This is a genomic window from Bacteroides sp. 90-K9/2 (assembly GCF_047310725.1).
Classification (GTDB): domain Bacteria; phylum Bacteroidota; class Bacteroidia; order Bacteroidales; family Bacteroidaceae; genus Bacteroides; species Bacteroides vicugnae.
Genome location: NZ_JBCGVL010000001.1, coordinates 1,579,505 through 1,600,832 on the forward strand (window position 1 = coordinate 1,579,505; position 21,328 = coordinate 1,600,832).

Below are 21,328 nucleotides of genomic sequence, written 5' to 3' on the forward strand. Positions count from 1 at the left end.
TCTATTTTTTAGGTATTTCACATCCTCTGAATACGGTTCCCTGAAGTTCCGGTCCGAAATAGAATCCGGGCTGTGTAGGCTGATTATAAGCAACATTCTGGGTAGCGATACTTATACGATAAATCGGATCTTCGAGGAAAGTATGAAAACGATAGTCGGTAGGAATAGTGGAGACGTAAAGCCGCAAAGCTGTATTATCAGTTGTACGCATCAGTACTTCTTCGCGCCAGTCACCCACGATATCTCCCTGAAGGCAAGGATTCGCTTTGGTTCCATTATTAGAAAGAGTCCCCTCAAAAATAGCTATGCGCTCACAGATTCCTTTTTCCCAATTGTATTTGCTGATCCTATTTCGATCCAGCAATTCACGCAACAAATCTCCATCCCACCAGACAGCCATATTACAGGATAAACCTCTCACCCGGTCTTTTACTACTTCTCCTTTCACATTCCTTATTCCTCCAGAAGCAACAGACCACATTTCAACGCCCGGTTGAGTCGGGTCAATATCGGCTGCCATACAACGCCCCACATCCGTACTGTCTTTAATCTGAAATAAAATTTCTCCGGTAGCTGCATCCCGATAGGTAGAACCGTCACGTTTATTTTCATGGCAATCCCATACTTGCAGCCCTTTACGAGAAGGGTCGAAATGAGTCAGGTGAATGGCATCGCCGTGTCCCATTTTCGTGGTGTAGAGTCCTTTGCCGTTATGGTCTATGGCGCATGAACCGTAGATGATCTCATCACATCCGTCACCGTCCACATCACCTACCCGCAGGTTATGGTTTCCCTGTCCGGCATAATCTTCACAACCGGGATTATTACTGTCGAATACCCAACGTTGTTTCAGTTCCTTTCCATCCCAGTCAAAAGCAGCCAAAACAGTACGTGTATAATATCCGCGACACATCACTACGCTCGGGTGTATGCCGTCGAGATAGGCAACGCAAGCCAGAAAACGGTCGCTGCGATTACCACGACTGTCTCCCCAACCCATCAGGTTTCCTCTTTCGGGCACATAATCAATTGTTTGCATCGCTTCTCCTGTCAATCCGTTGAATACTGTCAGATATTCCGGTCCGGTCAGAATACGCCCCTGCTCACTTCGATAGTCCGCATTGACGTCTCCAATCACTTTTCCGACTCCATCCACCGTTCCGTCTGCGGTCTTCATCACCACTTCCGCATGACCGTCACCATCCAGATCATAAACCATAAATTGAGTATAATGCGCACCTGCACGTACATTCTTTCCCAGATTAATACGCCATAGCTGCTGACCGTTCAATTTATAACAATCAACATATACTTCTCCCGTATAACCGTCGTGTGAATTATCATGTGCATTACTCGGATCCCATTTCAGAATAATCTCATATTCACCATCACCGTCCACGTCACCGATACTGGCATCATTCGGAGTATAAAAATAGTTTTGTCCTAACGGAGTCGTACCATCCTCGGGGCGGTTCAACGGAATATTCAGATAACCCGACGGGGCATTTGCCGGTAATTGATAGCTGCTTTCCGTTTTCCCTTCCCTTGCTTTCACGGTATAAAGTACAGATTCTGTTCCTGTATAAGCATCCTGAAAGAAAGTGGCATCCTTCAACGGATGGTTATTTATCTTTTCACCATTCCTATAAATATCAAAAGATTCATTCATCGGGTCGGAAGACAAATAACGCCAGGAAACAGCTACAGTAGACGGATTCTCCCGGATAGCAATTACACCACGTCCCAGACGTTCGCGTTTCAACTTCGAAAAGTCATAGTTTGGCTGGGCTATCGAGGAGATAGCTATCAGGCAGAAACTAAAATAAAGAGTTATGCACTTCATAGTTTTATCGATTATCAAATTACAACACAAAAGTAAAGGACGCAGTCCATTCATGAAATAGAATATTGTACAGATATATGTAGAAATCATCATTAGGTATGCATTTTACGCTATTTCCTGCTGCCTTGTGAACGAATTTAAAGACATTTGCACGAAAATCCATTGAAAAAGAAAGGAACGTCTCTTACCTTTGCAATAGAAATTATTATAAACAGCAAATTAATAAAACAGAACTATTGTACCATGAAGAAACCACTATTCTTACTCTTTACAGGATTGCTTCTTTCTTGTCTGATACCAGTCCATACGGTCACAGCACAAGAGCTCCCGGCACAAAAAGAGACTTTAGAGAATATCATAAAGGTGAATGACTACTTTATGAAGAAGTATGCCGATTACACTACTCCCAGTTTTTATGGTCGTGTACGTCCCAGTAATATCTGGACGCGTGGTGTATATTATGAAGGATTGATGGCTCTCTATTCTATTTATCCGCGCGAGGATTATTATAAGTATACTTACGACTGGGCCGATTTCCACAAATGGGGAATGCGCAATGGCAATACTACCCGTAATGCGGACGATCATTGTTGCGGACAGGCATACATTGATATCTATAAAATCTGCCCGTCAGACCCGAATATGATCCGGAATATCAAAGCGAGCATCGATATGGTGGTGAATACGCCGCAGGTGAACGACTGGTGGTGGATTGATGCCGTACAAATGGCAATGCCTATCTTCGCTAAATTCGGAAAAATGACCGGAGAACAGAAATACTACGATAAGATGTGGGATATGTACTACTACACACGCAGCCAACACGATGAAACGGGTATGTTCAACCCTAAAGACGGTCTGTGGTGGCGCGATCAGGATTTTAATCCTCCATATAAAGAGCCGAATGGCGAAGATTGCTATTGGAGTCGTGGAAACGGATGGGTATATGCTGCTTTGGTACGTGTGTTGGATGAAATTCCTTCTGACGAGAAACATCGTCAGGACTATATCAATGATTTCCTGACCATGAGCAAGGCTTTGAAGAAATGTCAGCGTGAAGATGGTTTCTGGAATGTCAGTCTTCACGACCCGACGAACTTCGGAGGAAAAGAGACTTCCGGTACAGCCTTATTTGTTTATGGTATGGCTTGGGGAGTCCGCAACGGATTGCTCGACCGTAAAGAGTATCTTCCCGTCCTGTTAAAAGCATGGAACGCTATGGTGAAAGATGCCGTACACCCGAACGGATTTCTGGGATATGTGCAGGGAACAGGCAAGGAGCCTAAAGACGGACAGCCGGTTACTTACAAGAGTGTACCCGATTTTGAAGACTACGGAGTCGGTTGTTTCCTGCTTGCCGGAACAGAAGTTTATAAATTAAAATAACATACAGTTTTCGATAAGGTATAAGAGAATAATAAGGCACGGATTACACGGATTAACACGGTTGTTTTACGTAATCATAGCACTAAAACCGTGAAATCCGTGTAATCCGTGCCTAAAAAAGAAAACGAACATGAAAAATAAATTGTTTCAGTATACGTGCGGACTGATAATCATTGTATGCAGTTTACAACTGCAAGCGCAAAATAAAGTTTCCGCTCCCATGGCAGACGTCAATCAGGTGGTTGACAACACGCTGGACAGCTTGAATAAGGCACGCACCTCGCGGCCGGAAGCCGGTTCCAGCCGGAAAGGTAACAACCCGGTTCTGTTTCTGGTAGGTAATTCAACCATGCGTACCGGAACTTTAGGAAATGGCAACAACGGACAATGGGGATGGGGCTATTTTGCCGGCGACTATTTCGATTCCAACCGGATTACTGTTGAGAATCATGCGTTGGGAGGTACCAGCAGCCGTACTTTCTACAACCGTCTTTGGCCGGATGTAATCAAAGGGGTACGCCCCGGAGACTGGGTTATCATCGAATTGGGACACAATGATAATGGTCCTTATGACAGCGGACGTGCCCGCGCCTCTATTCCGGGAATCGGCAAAGATACGCTGAACGTAACCATCAAAGAGACCGGAGTGAAAGAAACCGTATATACATACGGGGAATATATGCGCCGTTTTATTCAGGATGTAAAAGCAAAAGGTGCTCATCCTATCCTATTCTCGCTTACTCCCCGCAATGCTTGGGAAGATAAAGACAGCACCATCATCACACGCGTCAACAAGACTTTCGGATTGTGGGCAAAGCAAGTAGCCGAAGAACAGGGGGTTCCTTTTATTGATTTGAATGATATCAGTGCCCGCAAATTCGAGAAGTTCGGCAAGAACAAGGTGAAATATATGTTCTACATCGACCGTATACACACAAGTGCTTTCGGTGCCAAAGTCAATGCGGAATCTGCTGCGGATGGAATACGTGCTTATGAGGGATTGGAATTGGCCAATTATCTGAAGCCCGTTGAGAAAGATACTGTGACAGGTTCCAGTCGTAAAGATGGACGTCCGGTATTGTTTACTATCGGAGACAGTACAGTCCGAAATGAAGATAAAGACAAAAACGGTATGTGGGGTTGGGGAAGCGTAATTGCCGATGAGTTCAATCTGGATAAAATTTCTGTAGAAAACCGTGCCATGGCAGGACGCAGTGCCCGCACTTTCCTGGACGAAGGTCGTTGGGATAAGGTTTATAATGCCTTGCAGCCGGGAGATTTTGTGCTGATTCAGTTCGGACATAATGATGCGGGAGACATTAATGTAGGCAAAGCCCGTGCCGAACTGCGTGGTTCCGGTGACGAGAGCAAAGTCTTTTTGATGGAGAAAACAGGGAAATATCAGGTGATTTATACATTCGGCTGGTATCTTCGGAAATTCATTATGGACGTTCAGGAGAAAGGAGCTGTTCCTATCGTTCTAAGCCATACTCCACGCAACAAATGGAAAGATGGAAAGATAGAACGCAACACAGAGTCTTTCGGTAAATGGACACGTGAAGCAGCCGAAGCTACCGGGGCTTATTTCATTGATCTAAATAAGATTAGTGCCGATAAACTGGAAAAGGTGGGTATCAAGAAAGCAGCTACTTACTATAACCACGACCATACGCACACTTCCCTGAAGGGAGCACACATGAATGCGAAAAGCATTGCCGAAGGACTGAAAAAGACCGATTGCCCGTTGAAAGAGTATCTGAAATAATAATGCAATAAAGACAAAGAAGAAATATCGACCATATCGAATGCTTACATATTCAATATTAAAAAAGGAATATTTAAGCATTGCAGAAAAGGAAGAATGACATAAATGAATAAGGGAGGATGAAATAATCCCTACATTTCCCAATATCTTATTTCTTCATTCTATCTTATGTGGCTAATATCTGTCAAATAATAAATGTTATACGTTCAATCCTTACGAATAGGCGTTATTTTAGCAGAACACCCCTCATTATAACATTCATCTTATCATTTCATTTTTGAGCCAATTAGATAAAAAACAACCTAAAGAAAGTACATTTGCAGCTTCCTCACCGATGAAAGATAGATTTCCCGGTGAGGAAGGTAGTGTTCCTCACCGAGGAACACCTCGTTGGTTTAAACCCAACGAACAGTTTATCTACTAGAAAAGCTACATATTCTATCGGTTATCATTCACTTTCTGGCTATATTTCCGTATATTATTGCATTCATTTATGCAGTTTTTCCTCCAGTTCACCAATCCTAAAAGGATTATTCTCCAGTCTAATCTTAAAAACAGAACGCCGGGATAGGAAAACTACTGTCTCGTCGATAAAACCATATATCAAACGTATCAATTATTCATCCCTCGGAATAACTTCCTGCATATAAATAGCGTCGAGGCTCCAAAGGGCAGCATCATTCGTGCTGATGCTTGCACATTCGTCTAATGGAGCCGGAACTTCCGGTGGAAGGATGGTCGTGATGCGGAAAGAGGGTGCAGGTGTATGTTCCAAACGGGTGAATAAGTCCGTCCAGGCTTCTTCTGCCATTTGTCTATCACGCAGATGATAAGCCGCATAAGCCATCAGGCGGGATATACGGAAACGGCTGTGACTAAGTTCCCATGCTTTCTTCTTATAACGTGCGGCATGGTCAAGCCAGGCGTCTTTCCATTCGGGTATATCAATCATACGCATCATTTCATTGGCAACCTCAAATCCGCCCATGATCGTCATTAAATGATTAGTCGATTCTAATTTCGGATCACATTCGGTTGTGATGATACCTGTTTCCGGATCAAATCCCAGAGCTTTTGGACCAGTAAAGAGGCGGTTGGGTAAGGCGGAAATACTCTTCATTCCTGCTATGATTTTGTCACGATAAGCCGTGTTACCCGTACGCTCCCACTCTGTCATCCAATTACCGGTATAGGCCAGCCAGTCGGGACCGATACGCAAACGGGCAGGTGCAGTGCAAGGATATTCACTGCGAGGTTGAGCCAGACGCATAGGGTCTAGTTCGTAGAGTTTATGGTCGGCATCTTTGACTTCGGTCATTAAGTCTCCACAGCGTTCGTCAGTAGTGAGATAATAGTAGAAACGGTTCCAGGCGGCCTGACTGATTCGTGCTTCTTTTGCACCACACCCCCAATGACTCACATTATGACGGCTACCCAATCCGGCATTCGGACCAATGTGGTAAACGTCGACTTCACCCGTATGCCGGGTCATGGCTTCAGCCATACGCCAGATGTCGGCACGACCGGTACGAAGAAAATTATACCAAAGCCACATATTGGAAGCTAGTTCTGTATTGTCCCAAGCAAAGCCTCCGACGTCATAACGCCAGGTATGACGGACAGGATCATAAGCGTGCATCACATCACCATAATTCCAGAAGCCATACCATTTGTTCTGTTCAATAGCTTTCTGGTAGAAGTGGATGTAAACATCCAGACGCTCTTCCACACGAATACGAAAGGAAGTACTGCGATCGGGTAGACTCCATATTCCGAAAGCTCGACGGTTATACAGGTATTCCGGAGTTGGCATTAATATGCTGGTGGCAGAGAGCTGTCGGGCGTCATCCGCAAAAGTTTTCTTTCCTGTGTAACCTCCTTGCGGAACGAGAGTGAGCGTGGTGGTGCGGGCAATACCATAGGGAGTACTCATTCCTTCCTGCACATCTTCATAGCTGGCATTCAGACCGTGAGCCACATTATCATAGTGGCGTAAGTCCATCGGTTCTGCATCCGGACTCCACAGCCAGGCAGTAAGCGTGGCAACCGGAGTTCTTGCATCTGAAATTTCGATAGAAGACGGATAAGATTGCCAGAAGTCATGCAGGCAAAGTCCCAGTCCACCTGTTATATCACCGGCAAAAGCATAACCGTCACTACGGGTACCGGAGAAAGTCCCTATCCAGGGAGCATCACCATTGGTACGTTTACGAATGGAGAATGCGTCAGCCGTGAGTTGAGACAGGCGGTAGCCATTCCATGAAGCCCAGTCATTAAGCAATTCCCGGTTTTTCTCGTCAAAAGCTTCATAAGGAGGAATACGTTTGCCCTCCATTTGTTGCTGTTGCAGAGATGGTTCATCTTGTACCTGTGGCATGGTAAGCATACGTCGTCCCACTAATGGTTGCACCGGTTCACTCCAGACTCCTCCATCCGCACACGAAAAAGCGACGTGACGGTTGTACAGGGCTTCACGCATCGGAACATCGAAACGAATGCCCAGACTACGGATGAAATCCATCTTCTGATCGCCGTCATAGATAAAGCTATGCACCATTTTTATCTGTTCACTACCAGCATAAAAATAGAGGCGGACAACAAAAGGAAGCCACTCACGATTATTCTGACTGTTCTCATCAGAGTCATTCGCGTAGTTCCCTTCAGAGTAGTTCGTATCAATCTCCTTATTTCTGTTCCGATGCACGCCTTCCAACTTTATAAGTGCCCGTACTGAACCCAGACGTTCTACGGTTACTGATTTTATTTCTCCTATGTAACGAGTAAAAGATATTTGAGATGTATTTTCTTGAATCGGTTTGCTTTGAGTGCTACAAATAAGATGTGCTTTCTCTCCTACTTTAGTTCCTTTATATAACAGACTATCAATCAGGAAATCTCCGTATCGAGGGATAAAAACAGAAAGTACCCCTGTTTCAATTTGAATATTTTCAGGTGTTTCAGTGATAGAGATAGAAGCCTTAGGCTGTTTATTGGTCGTTTTTGCTTTCTTGGAGGCTTTTTCTAATGTCAATCTTTCCGTTCCGGCAGGAATGACTCCGGCAACTCCGCTCCATTTCACTGAGCCATCCGGCCAATAGGCTAATGGCCAGGTATCCACTGGAATATCTTGATATTCATTCACTTTTAGCCGCAACGGAGTTGCAGGAAATACATCTCCTTCATCAAAAGGAACTCCGAAACTTACCGCTTTATCCTGTTCAGGGGTATCACCGATCCAATGCAAAGGAACGGCAGAAATCTGTTGAGGTGAACATTCATAGCGAAAATTAGTAATGCGGGTACGTGATAAGGTGGTACGAAAACCGAACCATCCTTCAGTCAGAGGTTCGGCATCGCGGAAGTCCACCAGTCGCTCGCCATCTATGTAATAACTAACCCTATTATCTTCATTGGTTATCTTGATGTGATACCAGTGATTTGCCTTTAGCAAATGGTCGGCATCCGTATATTCTTTCCATATAGCAGGACGTATTTTCGGATCTGCGATTCCTGCCTCATTACCGTCATAACGGCGGAAGCGCGTAGTGGAGTTATAATTTCCACCATATCCCATATAGTAGAGTTGCAGGGAATAACAATTCAGAAAGATTCCGTTGCGCCACTTTTCACGTTTCCAGATATTATCAGGACAGATAGGATCCGAAGCCATCCAGAAACAATTCAAATCACTCAATCGGTCTCCTTCTTTTTCTACAACTACACACGCGTCATATTCAATCGTCACCCGTCCATTCATCTTTTCTTTTCTCCAGAGAGTTAGCCCTTTGGGAGAAACGATTTCGGCTGTATCACCGATAAATGTCACTTTATAATCAGGAGACTCCGATTCGACCTTCCAATATTTATGAAACTGGCGGGCGTTGAGGCCGGAGACTTGATTGTCTTGTGCATTCATGTTCATTCCCAAAGTGATGAAAAGGAACAAAAGAGGAAATATGTTCTTCATACGTCAATAAGCTATGTCACACTGCAAAAATAAGGAGAGCCGATTAATAAAGAAATGGAATATCATCCATTTATATGGCGATTTGTGCAAATATGAAAAAAAGAACAACCCGACAAAATGGTCGGATTGTTCTTTTTTACAAACTAATCTTTCAAATAAAGTTCTTCTTATTCTGCATTCTTCATCGTTTCTGCACCGACGTAGTAACCTAAATTAGTCCCCTGGTTATATCCCATATTCTGCATAGCTTGAGACATATCATAAGTGTGGTCTGTCATCAAATGAGGTAAACGATGAGTCGTAGGATGGTTAGTCGAGAATATATAAATAGACTTACCATCACTCGAACCTAAAATGACCTCTTCACGATAATCACCGAGGAAATCGCCATAGTAACAAGGATTATATTTCGTACTGTGATTTCCGTCGTTAGCACCATAAATACCGAAATACACCAAACGATTTTTATTTGTCTTGTTTACATCCGGATTGTTCTTGTAACTAACAACACAAGCACGGTCATACATTTCTCTAGTCGGCTGGCCACTCCAATAAATAGCAGCATTATACATCACACCACTACCAATTCCTTTCGGATAATCAGTAGCAACCACTCCACCACTACTACAACTGTACATACCCGACTGCAAAGACGAATAATATTCAAATCCCGGACTATCCGGATCTACATCTGCTACAATACAACGTCCCACATCACCATTTTTACCTGCTCCATGTCCGGTAATCAGGTTTCCATTTCGCGCATCAATCACCTGACAACCGTATCCAAGCCCTTGTGTACTGTAAGTTTCCTCTTCCTCAAAACAAGCAACAATTTGTAATCCTGCACGGTCTTGAATGAATTTACCCACATACAAACAGTCGCCATGACCATTTCCCGTACACCATAGTTCTACTCCATTATCGTCAATAGCTGCTGATCCATATAATATTTCATCCTTTCCGTCACCATCCAAATCAGCCACACGGAAACAATGTGAACACATCGCTTTCCATTTATCATCATGGTCGGCTGTATCAAATTTCCAACGATTCACCAGTTCGCCTCCTTTCAAGTCGAATGCCCACACCTGCCAATTCGCGTAAATACCCCTACTGATAATCAGACTGGGATTGGCTGTTCTTACACCAGTTGTTTCGTCTGGTATACCGTCCAGATAAGCCACACCAATAAAGAAGCGGTCCATACGGTTTCCATAATCATCCCCCCAATAGCTATTCCAATATTGAGCACGAGAGGTTTTAGATTCATCTTCTTTGCCACGAGGTATATTAGTAACACGCGTGATTTCGCAACCGTCATATCCACGGCAAATAGAAATATATTCAGGGCCTTCCAATATCAATCCACAAGTTGTATACAGGCTTGCTCCCGAATACCAACCCACACCATTCGTGTCACGTATACGATAATCATTCACATTTCCATTCGCATCAGTAATTTGTTTACCATTACCGAACTTCGTTCCTTCGGACGAACGGAATGCGATTTCACACAAGCCATCTCCGTCAAAATCATATAATATATAAGAAGTATAATGCGAACCGGAACGAATATTTATACCTAAGTCTATTTGCCATAATAACGTACCGTTCATCTTATACGCTTCAAGCAAAGTGGTACCATTGCGCCATCCACCTTGATTAGCTCCGTCATACGGTTCTCTTTTCACAACAATTTCCAATTCACCGTCACCATCCAGATCGCCTACCTGAATATCATCCGGAGAGTATGTTAATGATAAATCCGGCACATTCGTATTTAGGACAATTTCATGATAGAATTTGGTTGCCATTTGAGAGGTAAAGGTATAGTCACAAAGCGTTTCTGTCTGACCGGCCAGTGTCACTCGATAATAACTATTCTTATCCGGATCAATATCTGCATCCGTCCAACAAGTAGTATTTGTAATCGCTTCCTCATTCAGCTTTACTTCTATACCACCATTTTCCGATTTATAAATATCAAAAGCCGTATTCGCCGGATCAGTCAACAGTAATCTCCAACTTATTAATGCAGACGAAATACCTGTTGCATTGTTTACATCAGAACTTGACATAGGATCATAACTAACCCACATTGCGCGACTACCTGTGATTACCTCCGTCGGCAAGTCTGGCAAGACTTCCTCCGGTTGGTTTGAATTATTACTGTCGTCGACTATAGGATCACTTTCTGAGCAAGCACCTGACATCAGCAAGCTCAACAATCCCATTGTATATAATATCTTCTTCATATTCAGTACCTTTTTTGTTTAATAATCATTTACCATCCCGGATTTTGCACTAAGTTAGGATTCTTCCCTCTTTCACTCTGCGGAATCGGGAATAAATACATCTTGTCATCCCACTGCCGACTCACCGTATTACGAGTATATTTAAATGAACCATCTGAATTTTTAGTGATTTTCATTTCATCAATACTCTTGAAATAAGTATCTGCTTCTTTCCAACGGCGTACATCCCAAAAACGATGTCCTTCAAAAGCAAGCTCTACCATACGTTCATTTTTATACTTCTTCCACCAATTTGCATTAGTCATACCGGTAGGAAATTCCGGCATTTTAACCCGAATACGAGTCTTATTCACCATATCATTGGCAGAAACTCCAAATTCAGGATCTTTTGTATAAGGATTATCGAAATACTTGAACAATGCTTCCGCATAGTTCAAATAAAACTCACCCAAACGGAACGTAATCCATGTATGATAAGATGTAGAAGCACTTGCAGAAGTTGTATTTACCGCAGCCTGACAATACTTTTTCAAATAGTAACTGGTAGGAGTACCTCCACTTAAAGGTTCACCATTTGCTCCACTCGTATAGGTTTCCAAAGCTGTTTCATTCCAGTTCGGCCACTTTGTATCGCCATTTTTAGCTATTGTTTTTTCAAATCTCGGGTCACGTCCTTCATAATAAGGTTGATTCTTATCATAACCAGTAGTTTCATCCGGTCTCAAACCGGTTGCCTGAAATTCGTATGCATCTACTAACGTTTGTGTAGGACAGTTTCCTCCCTTACAATTTTCCAATCCAATGGGAAAATTATATTTTTCGAATGAGTTGGTACCGGTCGAAGCGCGTTTTCCAAAAATAAGTTCATCAATAGCATCATTATAGCTTGTTGCACTCCACAGAGTTTCATATTCACTGATTAATTTCATCTTGGCTTCGTCACAAGCATCAATCAGTTCTTTGCTTGCCGTCGCAGCACGATACCATAATTCTTTATTATTGTCCGGATTAAACAATGGACTCGCTGCATAAAGGGCAGTACGCGCTTTGAGTGCCAACACAGCACGTTTGTTAGCTCTACCTGTCTCTGTTGATTCACCTGAAGGCATTAAATCTCCCAATTTGGTATAGTCAGGGATAATATCATTTTTTATTGCATCACATTCGGAAATGATGTAATCAAAAATATCTTGCGCAGGTGTACGAGTGAGTGAGTTGACCTCACTCGTTGACAATACATGATCCGTAAAAGGAACATCACCGTATTGTCGCACCAGATTGAAATAGAAATAAGCTCTCAAAAAACGAACTTCATATTGGTAATTGTTATAACGGTACATCTCCGCTTTATAATCTGATATTTGTTCATAATCAGAAAAAGTCAGTCCCGTAAACTCTTCCAAATAAAGATTACAATCGGCAATAGCCTTATAACAGGCAGTCCACATACTGCTTTGTGCATTTGTCGGACTCCAGGAACCATTGTAGAAATACTCAATCGAATTTCCTGTATAGGCATATTCCGCTTCATCCGTAGCAGAGCCTAAAACAGCCCCGCTATAGTTACCGAAGTCAGTGTCGAGTTCTTGATAAATGTTGGACACTAAACCGCCCACATCACCAAAAGTACGTTTCACATAATTCGCGTCATAATTACTGTATTCTTTATATTCCATATTGTCCGCGCAAGAGGAAAGAGCAAAGATGCCCAGAACACTATATATCAATTTATTCAGTTTCATTCTTTCGCATTGTTTTTAGTGATTAAAAACCTATTATCACACCAACTACCACGCTCTTATTCAGCGGGTTTGTCGCACCGTAAGATTCCGGATCCGCCACATCAATGTGGTCAAAACAAAGTAAGTCTACTCCACGGACATACAACTTGGCACTACCTAATATTTTAGTACGCTCCATCAAACGTTTGGGAAATTTGTAGTAAACTTCCAGGTTACGTAATTTCAAAAATGAACGGTCAGCCAGCCAAATGGTATTAGTCTGATAATTATTAGCATTACTTTCTGAACTCAGACGCGGATATTTAGCATTCTGATTCTCCGGCGTCCAACGATTTTCATAATAGTGAGTAGAAAGAGACGAGTTGCTGATTAATGGCCAGAACACGCTTTTTGTATTCAATACGGCAGAGTAATTACCAGCGCCCTGGAACATGGCATCGAAACCAAGTCCTTTCCATTCAGCTCCCAAATGGAATGAATAATAAATTTCAGGAGCAGTAGTGCTATATCCAATAGCTGTCTGGTCGTTGGAATCAATGATGCCATCACCATTTACATCTTTATATTTAATATCGCCTGGTACTACCGTACTGAAATTCTGTGTAAGACTATTTGCTATATCCTCTTTATCTTTGAAAAAGCCCTCTGCTATCATTCCATAAACTTGTCCCAACCGATGACCGGTTTGCACCAAATTGTTATATAGACGTGGTTCTTCTAACTGTTCTTTAATCTCATTCCGATTCCAGGCAAAATTACCTCCGATGTTAAAAACTAAATTACCTATCCGTTTGGTATAGTCCAGACCAATCTCCGTGCCCCAACTATCTACAATACCTGCGTTCTCAAAAGGAGCATCCATACCTAATACCGTGGAATACTGCCCTTCGGAAGATACCCAAATATCTTTTCTACGTTGATAATAGCCTTCCAACGTCAAATTCAACCCTTTAAACAAGGTGGCATCAATACCTACATTATATTTATAAGCCTTTTCATGGGTAGAGTTTACAGTTGCTAAACGACTGACATACGTACTTCCGAAAGCAGAGTTGTAACCGGAATCAAAACGATACATTGTACCGGAAGTCGAATAAATCTGATCCCAATAGTCATAAACCGTATTGCTTCCATCTTTAGGAAGATAATCGGCATTGATAACACCAAATGAAGCCCGTAGTTTTAATAAGTCAATCCACGAAGTGTTCTTCAGGAAGTTCTCTTCCGAAAGCACCCAAGCTGCAGAGATGGTGGGTGAAAAAGCCCACTTATGTCCCGGTGCCAACAGGCTCGATTCAGACCCCAACAGTGCCAAATCTACATAATACCGTTTATTGAACCCGTAGTGAGTATACCATGACACATTCTGACGGTAGATGGTAGTGTTTAACCCGTAACTGTCACGATATTCATACTCCCACTTCAATTGAGAATAGAGATCATGTTTACCAAACGAGCGGTTGTAGTTAATATTACCGGAAAAGTTAAACTGGCGTGTCCAATCGTTTGTATTAGCACTGGTTGACATTTCGCTAGGCGTACCACCCGTAACAGTAGTATACATCGGACCACCGGCACTAGGGTCTGTCCAACTGGCCGTATACCCTTTATAAGAATAAGTCTTACTATGGTCTTCCCAGATAGACGAATAGTTGTCATAGGCCAAACGCAAATCAACTCCTAATCCTTTTACGAAACCGGATAAGTCTTGTGATAAAGTCAAATCAGCAAACAAACTACGTGTATGTCCCTTACTATAGGCCGCGCCTTGTGACTGTGCCACAGGGTTTAATGTGCCTGCCCAAGTGGAATTACCACCCCAAGTTCCATCTTCTGTACGTACGGGGAAAGCAGAGGGAGGCAATGAGTAAACCATATTCCACAAATCTGCCGAAGCTCCCGGACGACTTGATTCCGCCAATGTACCCAGAATATTCAACTTCAATTTAGTCGTATTCGTCAAATCGATATCCAAATTCGAACGCAAGTTGGCACGAGAATATTTATCTTGCGTAGAGTATCCATCGTTCATATTGGCATTCTTTATGAAACCTTTATCGGTTAGTAATCCAACCATCGTGTAGTAACGAAACTTATTACCTCCACCTCGGAACTCAATGGTATATTTATTTGAGATACCTGTGTTTTTGAATGTTTCATCAATCCAGTCCACATTCGGATAAAGATAAGGAAGCATGGCAGATATATTTGCACCAATACCGCTTCCTGTCACCGTTCCATTACGAAACATATTAATTTCATCCGAAGTATAACGTGCGCTCAATCCTTCATAGCCACGTGCTTCATTGATTGCTTCAGCATAGGTTGCAGCATCCGCAAACTCCGGACGACGCACTTGGAAATTCGTCACGTGGTCGTAAGTAAAGTTCACTTCTCTGGTGTTATACTTACCACGTTTCGTAGTCACCAGGACAGCACCATTAATACCTTTGTATCCATATAATGCTACCGCGGCAGCATCTTTCAATATAGATACTGATTCTACTTCTTCCGGGGTTATCAAGCTCATATCACGTTCCAAACCATCTACCAATATAAGCGGTGAACTGCTTGACAAGCTCTGCAAGCCACGTATATAAAAGGTAGGCTCCACGGTGGAGTAGTTACCTGCATTTTGCAAAGTGGTTAGTCCCAGTCCTTGTCCGAAAAGAGAATTAGAAATATCCTTTGAGGCACGCTTGTTGAATTCCTCGTTATACACAGTAGAAACCGCTGCAGTTGATTCGTGACGGGTGAATGTACGATTGGCTCCTACATCAATTGTTTCCGCTCCATAATCCATCACTATCCTCACTGGTTTTCCGTTTTTCTCCACCTTTACAGTGGTAGAACCTTTATCCGATGTCACCACCTGTAAACTCCGCCCTGCCTCGGCAGCAATCTCAAATTTACCATTCTTGTCGGTCTCTACTCTGACAGACGGTAAACCTGCTACTTGTACGGATGCTCCATACACAGGATTTCCCCATTTGTCTACAACAACACCTGTAATATTGTTGTCAGTATTCTGTGCTCCACCCGGAATGCTTAAACATGCCAACAGAGCCAGTACCAGAATCTTATATTTCTTCATATCATTATCTAATATCGTTATTCATATTTGTTGCCTCATTACCATCCCGGATTCTGAATCAACCCATATCCTTTGTTGATTTCACTCTGTGGGAACGGAGAAAGGTACCACTTGGAATCAAAACCTTTTGTCCACCAGACACGCGTTCTGTTTTTCAATTGGAACTTTTTATAACTAAACTTTACAGGCTGCAAAGCACCGCCATTCTTACTTGTTGTTTTATCAGATCCTTCACGCCATGCTTTCTCTATAGGTGAACCATTACTATCCAAACGATAGATCAGCAATCCATGCAAAGGAGTTTCGAATCGATCGGCACGTTTGTAACGAACCAAGTCAAAGTAACGGCTATCTTCCATACCTAGTTCACAGGCACGTTCACGCAATAGTTCTTCCAGTAAAGCGTCTTTGTCAGAAAGCAGATTCTTGTCGGGATTACATTTCACGAGTCCGGGCAGTCCGACACGAGCACGCACAATATCAATTTGGTTTACAGCTCCTTGAAGATCATTGTTGGCTTGAAGCAATGCTTCTGCATAAGTCAAATAAAGGTCGGACAAACGAAGATATACCCAATGTACCCCCTGGCGATTATAATCGCTATCACTCAAGTAGTATTTCATATTCTCGTAACCGGTGGCAAAACGTCCACTCTCCAGGAAAGAGCTTGTTCCGGCATCCGAGCCGCCTACCCAAAGCTCCCACGGGTCACCACTCATGCTGGCAGAAGACCATCCTAGATTTTCAGGTACGTTGTTCACTATCGCCGATTCATATAGACGTGGGTCACGTGTTAAATCAAGATCTGAAAGTGTTTGTTCCCCATCTTTAAAAGTCCCCTTCAGGAACATCTCGTCCAACTTACCTTCTGCTTCAGTCTTATCCCAATCGAAAGGTGTACCATCTGCCCAAGGAAACATTTCCACATATTCTTGTGTGGGGGTATATGAATTACGACCATTGTTACACCAGGCATGCCAGAAATAACTTGAAGAACCACCGGTTGTCTCATACCCATTTACACGGACAGAGTGTAACACTTCGGGACTATTCAGCAATACATATCCCATACGATAAGCATAGCGGTAATCAGCAGGAGTATCACCAGTTGCTTCTTTCAGCTGATAGAATCCATTCACTGCCATAGCGTTGAAGAACTCCTTGCAGGCTGCCAAGCAGTTGTCCCAAAGTTCTGAACGATAGCTTCCGTACCACACCAGATGTTGTTGTTCAGCTTCACTGCTTCCGCCTGCATATCCCTGGCTGGCATTAAATAGAGGAGAAGCAGCAAACTGCCAGATTTTACACTTCAGAGCCATCGCTCCGGCTTTTGTCCAATGTCCCGTTTCAGTAGTAGCATCCGCTCCTGTATAAGCCCATTCAAGCCCTCCTGAATTAATAGCTTCATCCAACAGGTTAATCATATATTTTACTGTTTCCTCCACAGTAGCACGCGGTAAGTTATAGCTTGATTCTGTTCCGGAAAATGATTCGTAAACTAATGGTAATCCTCCGTAATGGCGGAACATATCAAAATAGCGGGCAGCCATTATACACTTAGCTTCTGCTTTTATCTTTGTTTTTTCTGTATCGCTCATACCCGGTACATTATCCACATTCTCCAATAACAACCAACACCAGCGTACAACCTGCCACACTACCTCACGAGTGTACCCAAAGATATCACCACGCGTTCCATAATTGGCTGTGTGTGTACCACTATAGTAACTATTGTAAATGGTAGTAGACTCATAATGAAGTTGCCAACAGTCAGTCAACGCATCAAACTTTCCCAGATAAGGATTAGATGAGTCCGGGAAATCGACATTCGAGCTATTTCCATAAGGCAGTCCATAATATTGGCGACTGTAGCAGGAATTCAGAAATTGACGCGTATAGGTAGCACTGTTAAACACCGTATCTTTAGTAGCCGTTCCGCCCGGTGCTTTATCAAGGAAGCTATTTCCAAATTTAATTTCGTCCACACAGGATACAGAACCTATGCAAAGAATCCCCCCTATCACTGCTCTGACGAGCCATTTATATCGTTGTTTCATATTTTTTCTTTCTAAAAACGGTTAGAATCCTAATTTCAAACTCACTGTATAGGTCTTAGTCAATGGATAGGAAGGTGCATTACTTGCTGTTGCTTCCGGATCTCCCCAAAGGTATGGGGTAAACGTCAACAGATTGTAACCACTGAATGCCAATTGACAGGTGTTCAATCCTAATCTCTTCATGAAAGGAAACTGGAAGTTATAAGACACGGTAAGCGTTTTCAGACGCAAGTACTTGGCATCTTTCTCATACAGTGTAGAAGTGGCATAGTTATTGTCCGCATTATCCCAAGTTGCACGAGGATATTCCGCATTCTGCGAAGGATTCTCTGTAGTCCATGTATTGGTCAAGTGGTAAGCCAACAGTCCCCCCCCGGTCTTGGTAGCAGAAGAGACAAAGGGCTGACGGAATACATCTGAAATCATACGGCTTACATTCCAAGCCCCTGTCCACTGTGTATTTACTTCCCAATTCTTCCAGGCAAATCCGAAATTAAGACCAACCATATATTCCGGATCATCCGTAAATCCATAGTCGTAACTCATATCGTTAGAGTCTATTTGACGGTCACCATTTAAGTCAACGTACACAGCATCCCCATTTTTCAAGTCTACTGAATGTGTTGGGAATGGACGATTGAATGTCTTTTCATACAGTTCGGGAGTACTTTCATCGTAATAACGCCAAAAAACATACTGGCTACGCGAACCAATGCGGTGACCTTTCAAATACTGATAGTCGTAATCTTGCGGTGATTCTTTACGTTCAATGATCTCATTCTGGTTGTAAGAGAGATTAATCCCTGCCCAATAACGGAAATTCTTACCTATTCTATCATTCCATTTCAGTGATAATTCCCATCCCCAGTTTTTCACTTCCCCAAGATTTGAATATGGTGTGGTAAATCCCAGCATACCTGGCGCTGTTCCATCCTGCAACAGAATGTCCCAACGATGTTCCTTGTAATATTCGATTGTAGCGGATAATCGGTCATCAAAGAAGTTGATATCCATGCCATAATTCTGCTTGAAAGCTTTTTCCCATGATACGTCCGGATTATTTTTTGATTTTTCGTAGGCTCCTTTGCTAGTTGTAACATTCAGACCGTCCGTTCCGAAAAAATAGCCATAGCCACCACTACCGGAAGAACTTGCATATCGATTGGTTAAATCATTTAAGTTAACGCTATACGGGTCAGCTGTATACATAAACCGGCTACCACTGATCTTGTCATTACCTACCAATCCGAAACTAGCACGTAATTTCAAGAAACTAACGAACGGTTTTGCACGTTGAAACCAATTTTCTTCGCTCATCACCCAACCCACAGAACCTGCAGGAAAAAGAGCAAAACGTTTATCCGGAGCAAAGTTCTCAGAACCGTTATAACCCATATTAGCTTCAATCATATAACGATTCTTCCAGTCATAAGTGACACGTCCTACCAGTCCGACATAACCACGCGGAACATCCGGATATTCTGTATTTGAATAATAATATTCTTTGGACTGATTGTAAAGTAACAATGCACCTACATTGTGGTTTCCGAAAGAACGATTATAATTCAATCCTGCCTCCATATACCAATCACGCGATTTACCTGTACCACTACTATAACTTACATCTGTATACTTACTCCCATCCACAGGGCGCAGATTTACTATACCCTCACTTGACAATACAGGGTTATAAGTCATTTCTGTTCCACCGGATAGATATTTGTAAACAGTGAATGAACTATTATAAGATCCTTTCAATTTGAATGAAAGTCCCTTCGTGATAAAATCCAATTTCTGATCCAGAACAAGGTCAGCGTTCAATGAGTTATTACTAGTGCGAGTAGCACCACCTCCATAGTAAGTAAATGGGTCGATATCACCAGTAAAAGGCAGGCTCATTCCATCATCATAGCTGTCAGTTGTAGTGTAAACCAATTTATCATTTACAAAACCGGCACTTTTGAACGGAGTGGCATAATAGATATTTTTCACCATACCTGATGAGCCCTGACTTGTACGTGGTTTATCAGAAGAATTAACATTACCCGCCACATTAAAAGACAGAGTGGTTGTTTTTGTCACATCCATATCCAGATTACTTCGGTAGTTGAACCGACGATACTGATAACTGATGTTATAAGGTAACTGAAATTCATTGAAAAGTCCCCCTTGTGTATAAGCTCCGGCAGAAATGAAATAACGTACTTTATCCGTACCTCCGGATATATTAACATTATGTTGACTTTGCAAGGTGGCATCTCCCATGATATAATCGACCCAGTTAATACTTGGGAAACGAATAGGATCAGATCCATCTTTAAATTTCTGAATTACCGCATCACTAAACATCGCTTCTTTCCCATCATTGGCACGCATCTGATTATAAAACGTTGCATAGTCATACGAATTGGCCGTCTCCACCATTTTAGTCGGCATCAATACGGAAGCTGAAGTAGTAAACGAAATTTTCGCCTTTCCTTCTCTACCACGTTTAGTAGTTATCAAGATAACACCATTAGCACCACGAACACCAAACACAGCAGTTGCCGAAGCATCTTTCAGGATAGAAATGGACTCTATTTCATTCGGGTCAATATCATTCATGCTACGTTCCACGCCATCCACTTGTATCAATGGAGTAGAATCTGCCCACGTTGCTTTACCACGAATAAAAATATCTGCAGCATCCGAACCCGGCTCACCGGAATACTGTACAGTAGTCAAACCTGTCATTTGACCTCCCAATACATTAGAAACAGAACCTACAGATGTACGTGTCAAAGCCTCACTCTTCACACTGGCAATCGCACCGGTCATAGTCACTTTTTTCTGCATACCATAAGCTACGATTTCTACCTCTTGCAAGGCAGTAGCATCTTCGACCAGCACAACCCGCATATCTTTCTTTGCCGCCACTATCTGGTCGCTATATCCAATAAAGGATATTTTCAATTTTGTACCTGGGCGTACATTGACTTTGAACACACCATCAATATCGGTGATTGTACCGATATTAGTGCTTTCAACAACTACATTCGCACCGATCACCGGTTCGCCTTTATCATCTACCACCGTTCCTTTGATGAAGCCTTGCTGCTGGACTACGTCCATGGCAGCAAAGACTTGTCCTTGATTACCGAAACTCGGAAGCAGGGCGAAGGAGAAAAACAGTGCGACAGGAAGAGCAGTTCCTTTTATTAAGTTTTTCTTATTCAT

Annotated in this window: 9 protein-coding genes; 2 read left to right on the forward strand and 7 right to left on the reverse strand. The window is 42.7% G+C overall.

Translation table 11 applies throughout. The features are described from left to right. Position 1: 1 nt before the first annotated feature. On the reverse strand, positions 2-1,843 hold the full coding sequence (locus AAHJ11_RS06145; protein ID WP_320974298.1) for a rhamnogalacturonan lyase: 1,842 nt from the start codon (positions 1,841-1,843) through the stop codon (positions 2-4). A 243-nt stretch (positions 1,844-2,086) separates the two neighbouring features. Here AAHJ11_RS06145 and AAHJ11_RS06150 point away from each other — a divergent pair, with 243 nt between their 5' ends. Then, positions 2,087-3,229 carry a glycoside hydrolase family 88 protein gene (locus tag AAHJ11_RS06150; RefSeq protein ID WP_167511721.1) on the forward strand — a complete coding sequence of 381 codons (1,143 nt, stop codon included), beginning with the start codon at positions 2,087-2,089 and terminating at the stop codon, positions 3,227-3,229. Between the two features lie 130 nt (positions 3,230-3,359). Further along, positions 3,360-4,994: a rhamnogalacturonan acetylesterase gene (locus AAHJ11_RS06155; RefSeq protein WP_259022276.1), complete on the forward strand. Its 1,635-nt coding sequence runs from the start codon at positions 3,360-3,362 to the stop codon at positions 4,992-4,994. A 616-nt stretch (positions 4,995-5,610) separates the two neighbouring features. On the opposite strand, the gene AAHJ11_RS06160 is transcribed toward AAHJ11_RS06155, so the two are convergent. From AAHJ11_RS06160 to AAHJ11_RS06185, 6 genes are all read right to left on the reverse strand, one after another. Further along, entirely contained in the window at positions 5,611-8,961 is a 3,351-nt protein-coding gene (locus AAHJ11_RS06160; RefSeq protein ID WP_320974297.1) for a DUF6250 domain-containing protein, read from the reverse strand. Between the two features lie 167 nt (positions 8,962-9,128). Continuing rightward, positions 9,129-11,219: a hypothetical protein gene (locus tag AAHJ11_RS06165; protein WP_148364274.1), complete on the reverse strand. Its 2,091-nt coding sequence runs from the start codon at positions 11,217-11,219 to the stop codon at positions 9,129-9,131. Between the two features lie 29 nt (positions 11,220-11,248). Continuing rightward, positions 11,249-12,961 carry a RagB/SusD family nutrient uptake outer membrane protein gene (locus AAHJ11_RS06170; RefSeq protein WP_148364273.1) on the reverse strand — a complete coding sequence of 571 codons (1,713 nt, stop codon included), beginning with the start codon at positions 12,959-12,961 and terminating at the stop codon, positions 11,249-11,251. Positions 12,962-12,983: 22 nt separating this feature from the next. Beyond that, positions 12,984-16,055 carry a SusC/RagA family TonB-linked outer membrane protein gene (locus AAHJ11_RS06175; RefSeq protein WP_148364272.1) on the reverse strand — a complete coding sequence of 1,024 codons (3,072 nt, stop codon included), beginning with the start codon at positions 16,053-16,055 and terminating at the stop codon, positions 12,984-12,986. Between the two features lie 38 nt (positions 16,056-16,093). Further along, positions 16,094-18,112 carry a RagB/SusD family nutrient uptake outer membrane protein gene (locus AAHJ11_RS06180; protein WP_148364271.1) on the reverse strand — a complete coding sequence of 673 codons (2,019 nt, stop codon included), beginning with the start codon at positions 18,110-18,112 and terminating at the stop codon, positions 16,094-16,096. Between the two features lie 21 nt (positions 18,113-18,133). Continuing rightward, the gene (locus AAHJ11_RS06185; protein WP_148364270.1) at positions 18,134-21,328 is read right to left on the reverse strand and encodes a SusC/RagA family TonB-linked outer membrane protein; all 3,195 of its coding nucleotides are present in this window, start codon (positions 21,326-21,328) and stop codon (positions 18,134-18,136) included.

What these genes read in the sequence shown, in the direction of transcription:
- AAHJ11_RS06145 (WP_320974298.1), bottom strand. Translation starts at nt 1,843, where the DNA reads ATGAAGTGCATAACTCTTTATTTTAGTTTCTGCCTGATAGCTATCTCC.
- AAHJ11_RS06185 (WP_148364270.1), bottom strand. Translation starts at nt 21,328, where the DNA reads ATGAATAAGAAAAACTTAATAAAAGGAACTGCTCTTCCTGTCGCACTG.
- AAHJ11_RS06150 (WP_167511721.1), top strand. Translation starts at nt 2,087, where the DNA reads ATGAAGAAACCACTATTCTTACTCTTTACAGGATTGCTTCTTTCTTGT.
- AAHJ11_RS06155 (WP_259022276.1), top strand. Translation starts at nt 3,360, where the DNA reads ATGAAAAATAAATTGTTTCAGTATACGTGCGGACTGATAATCATTGTA.
- AAHJ11_RS06170 (WP_148364273.1), bottom strand. Translation starts at nt 12,961, where the DNA reads ATGAAACTGAATAAATTGATATATAGTGTTCTGGGCATCTTTGCTCTT.
- AAHJ11_RS06165 (WP_148364274.1), bottom strand. Translation starts at nt 11,219, where the DNA reads ATGAAGAAGATATTATATACAATGGGATTGTTGAGCTTGCTGATGTCA.
- AAHJ11_RS06160 (WP_320974297.1), bottom strand. Translation starts at nt 8,961, where the DNA reads ATGAAGAACATATTTCCTCTTTTGTTCCTTTTCATCACTTTGGGAATG.
- AAHJ11_RS06180 (WP_148364271.1), bottom strand. Translation starts at nt 18,112, where the DNA reads ATGAAACAACGATATAAATGGCTCGTCAGAGCAGTGATAGGGGGGATT.
- AAHJ11_RS06175 (WP_148364272.1), bottom strand. Translation starts at nt 16,055, where the DNA reads ATGAAGAAATATAAGATTCTGGTACTGGCTCTGTTGGCATGTTTAAGC.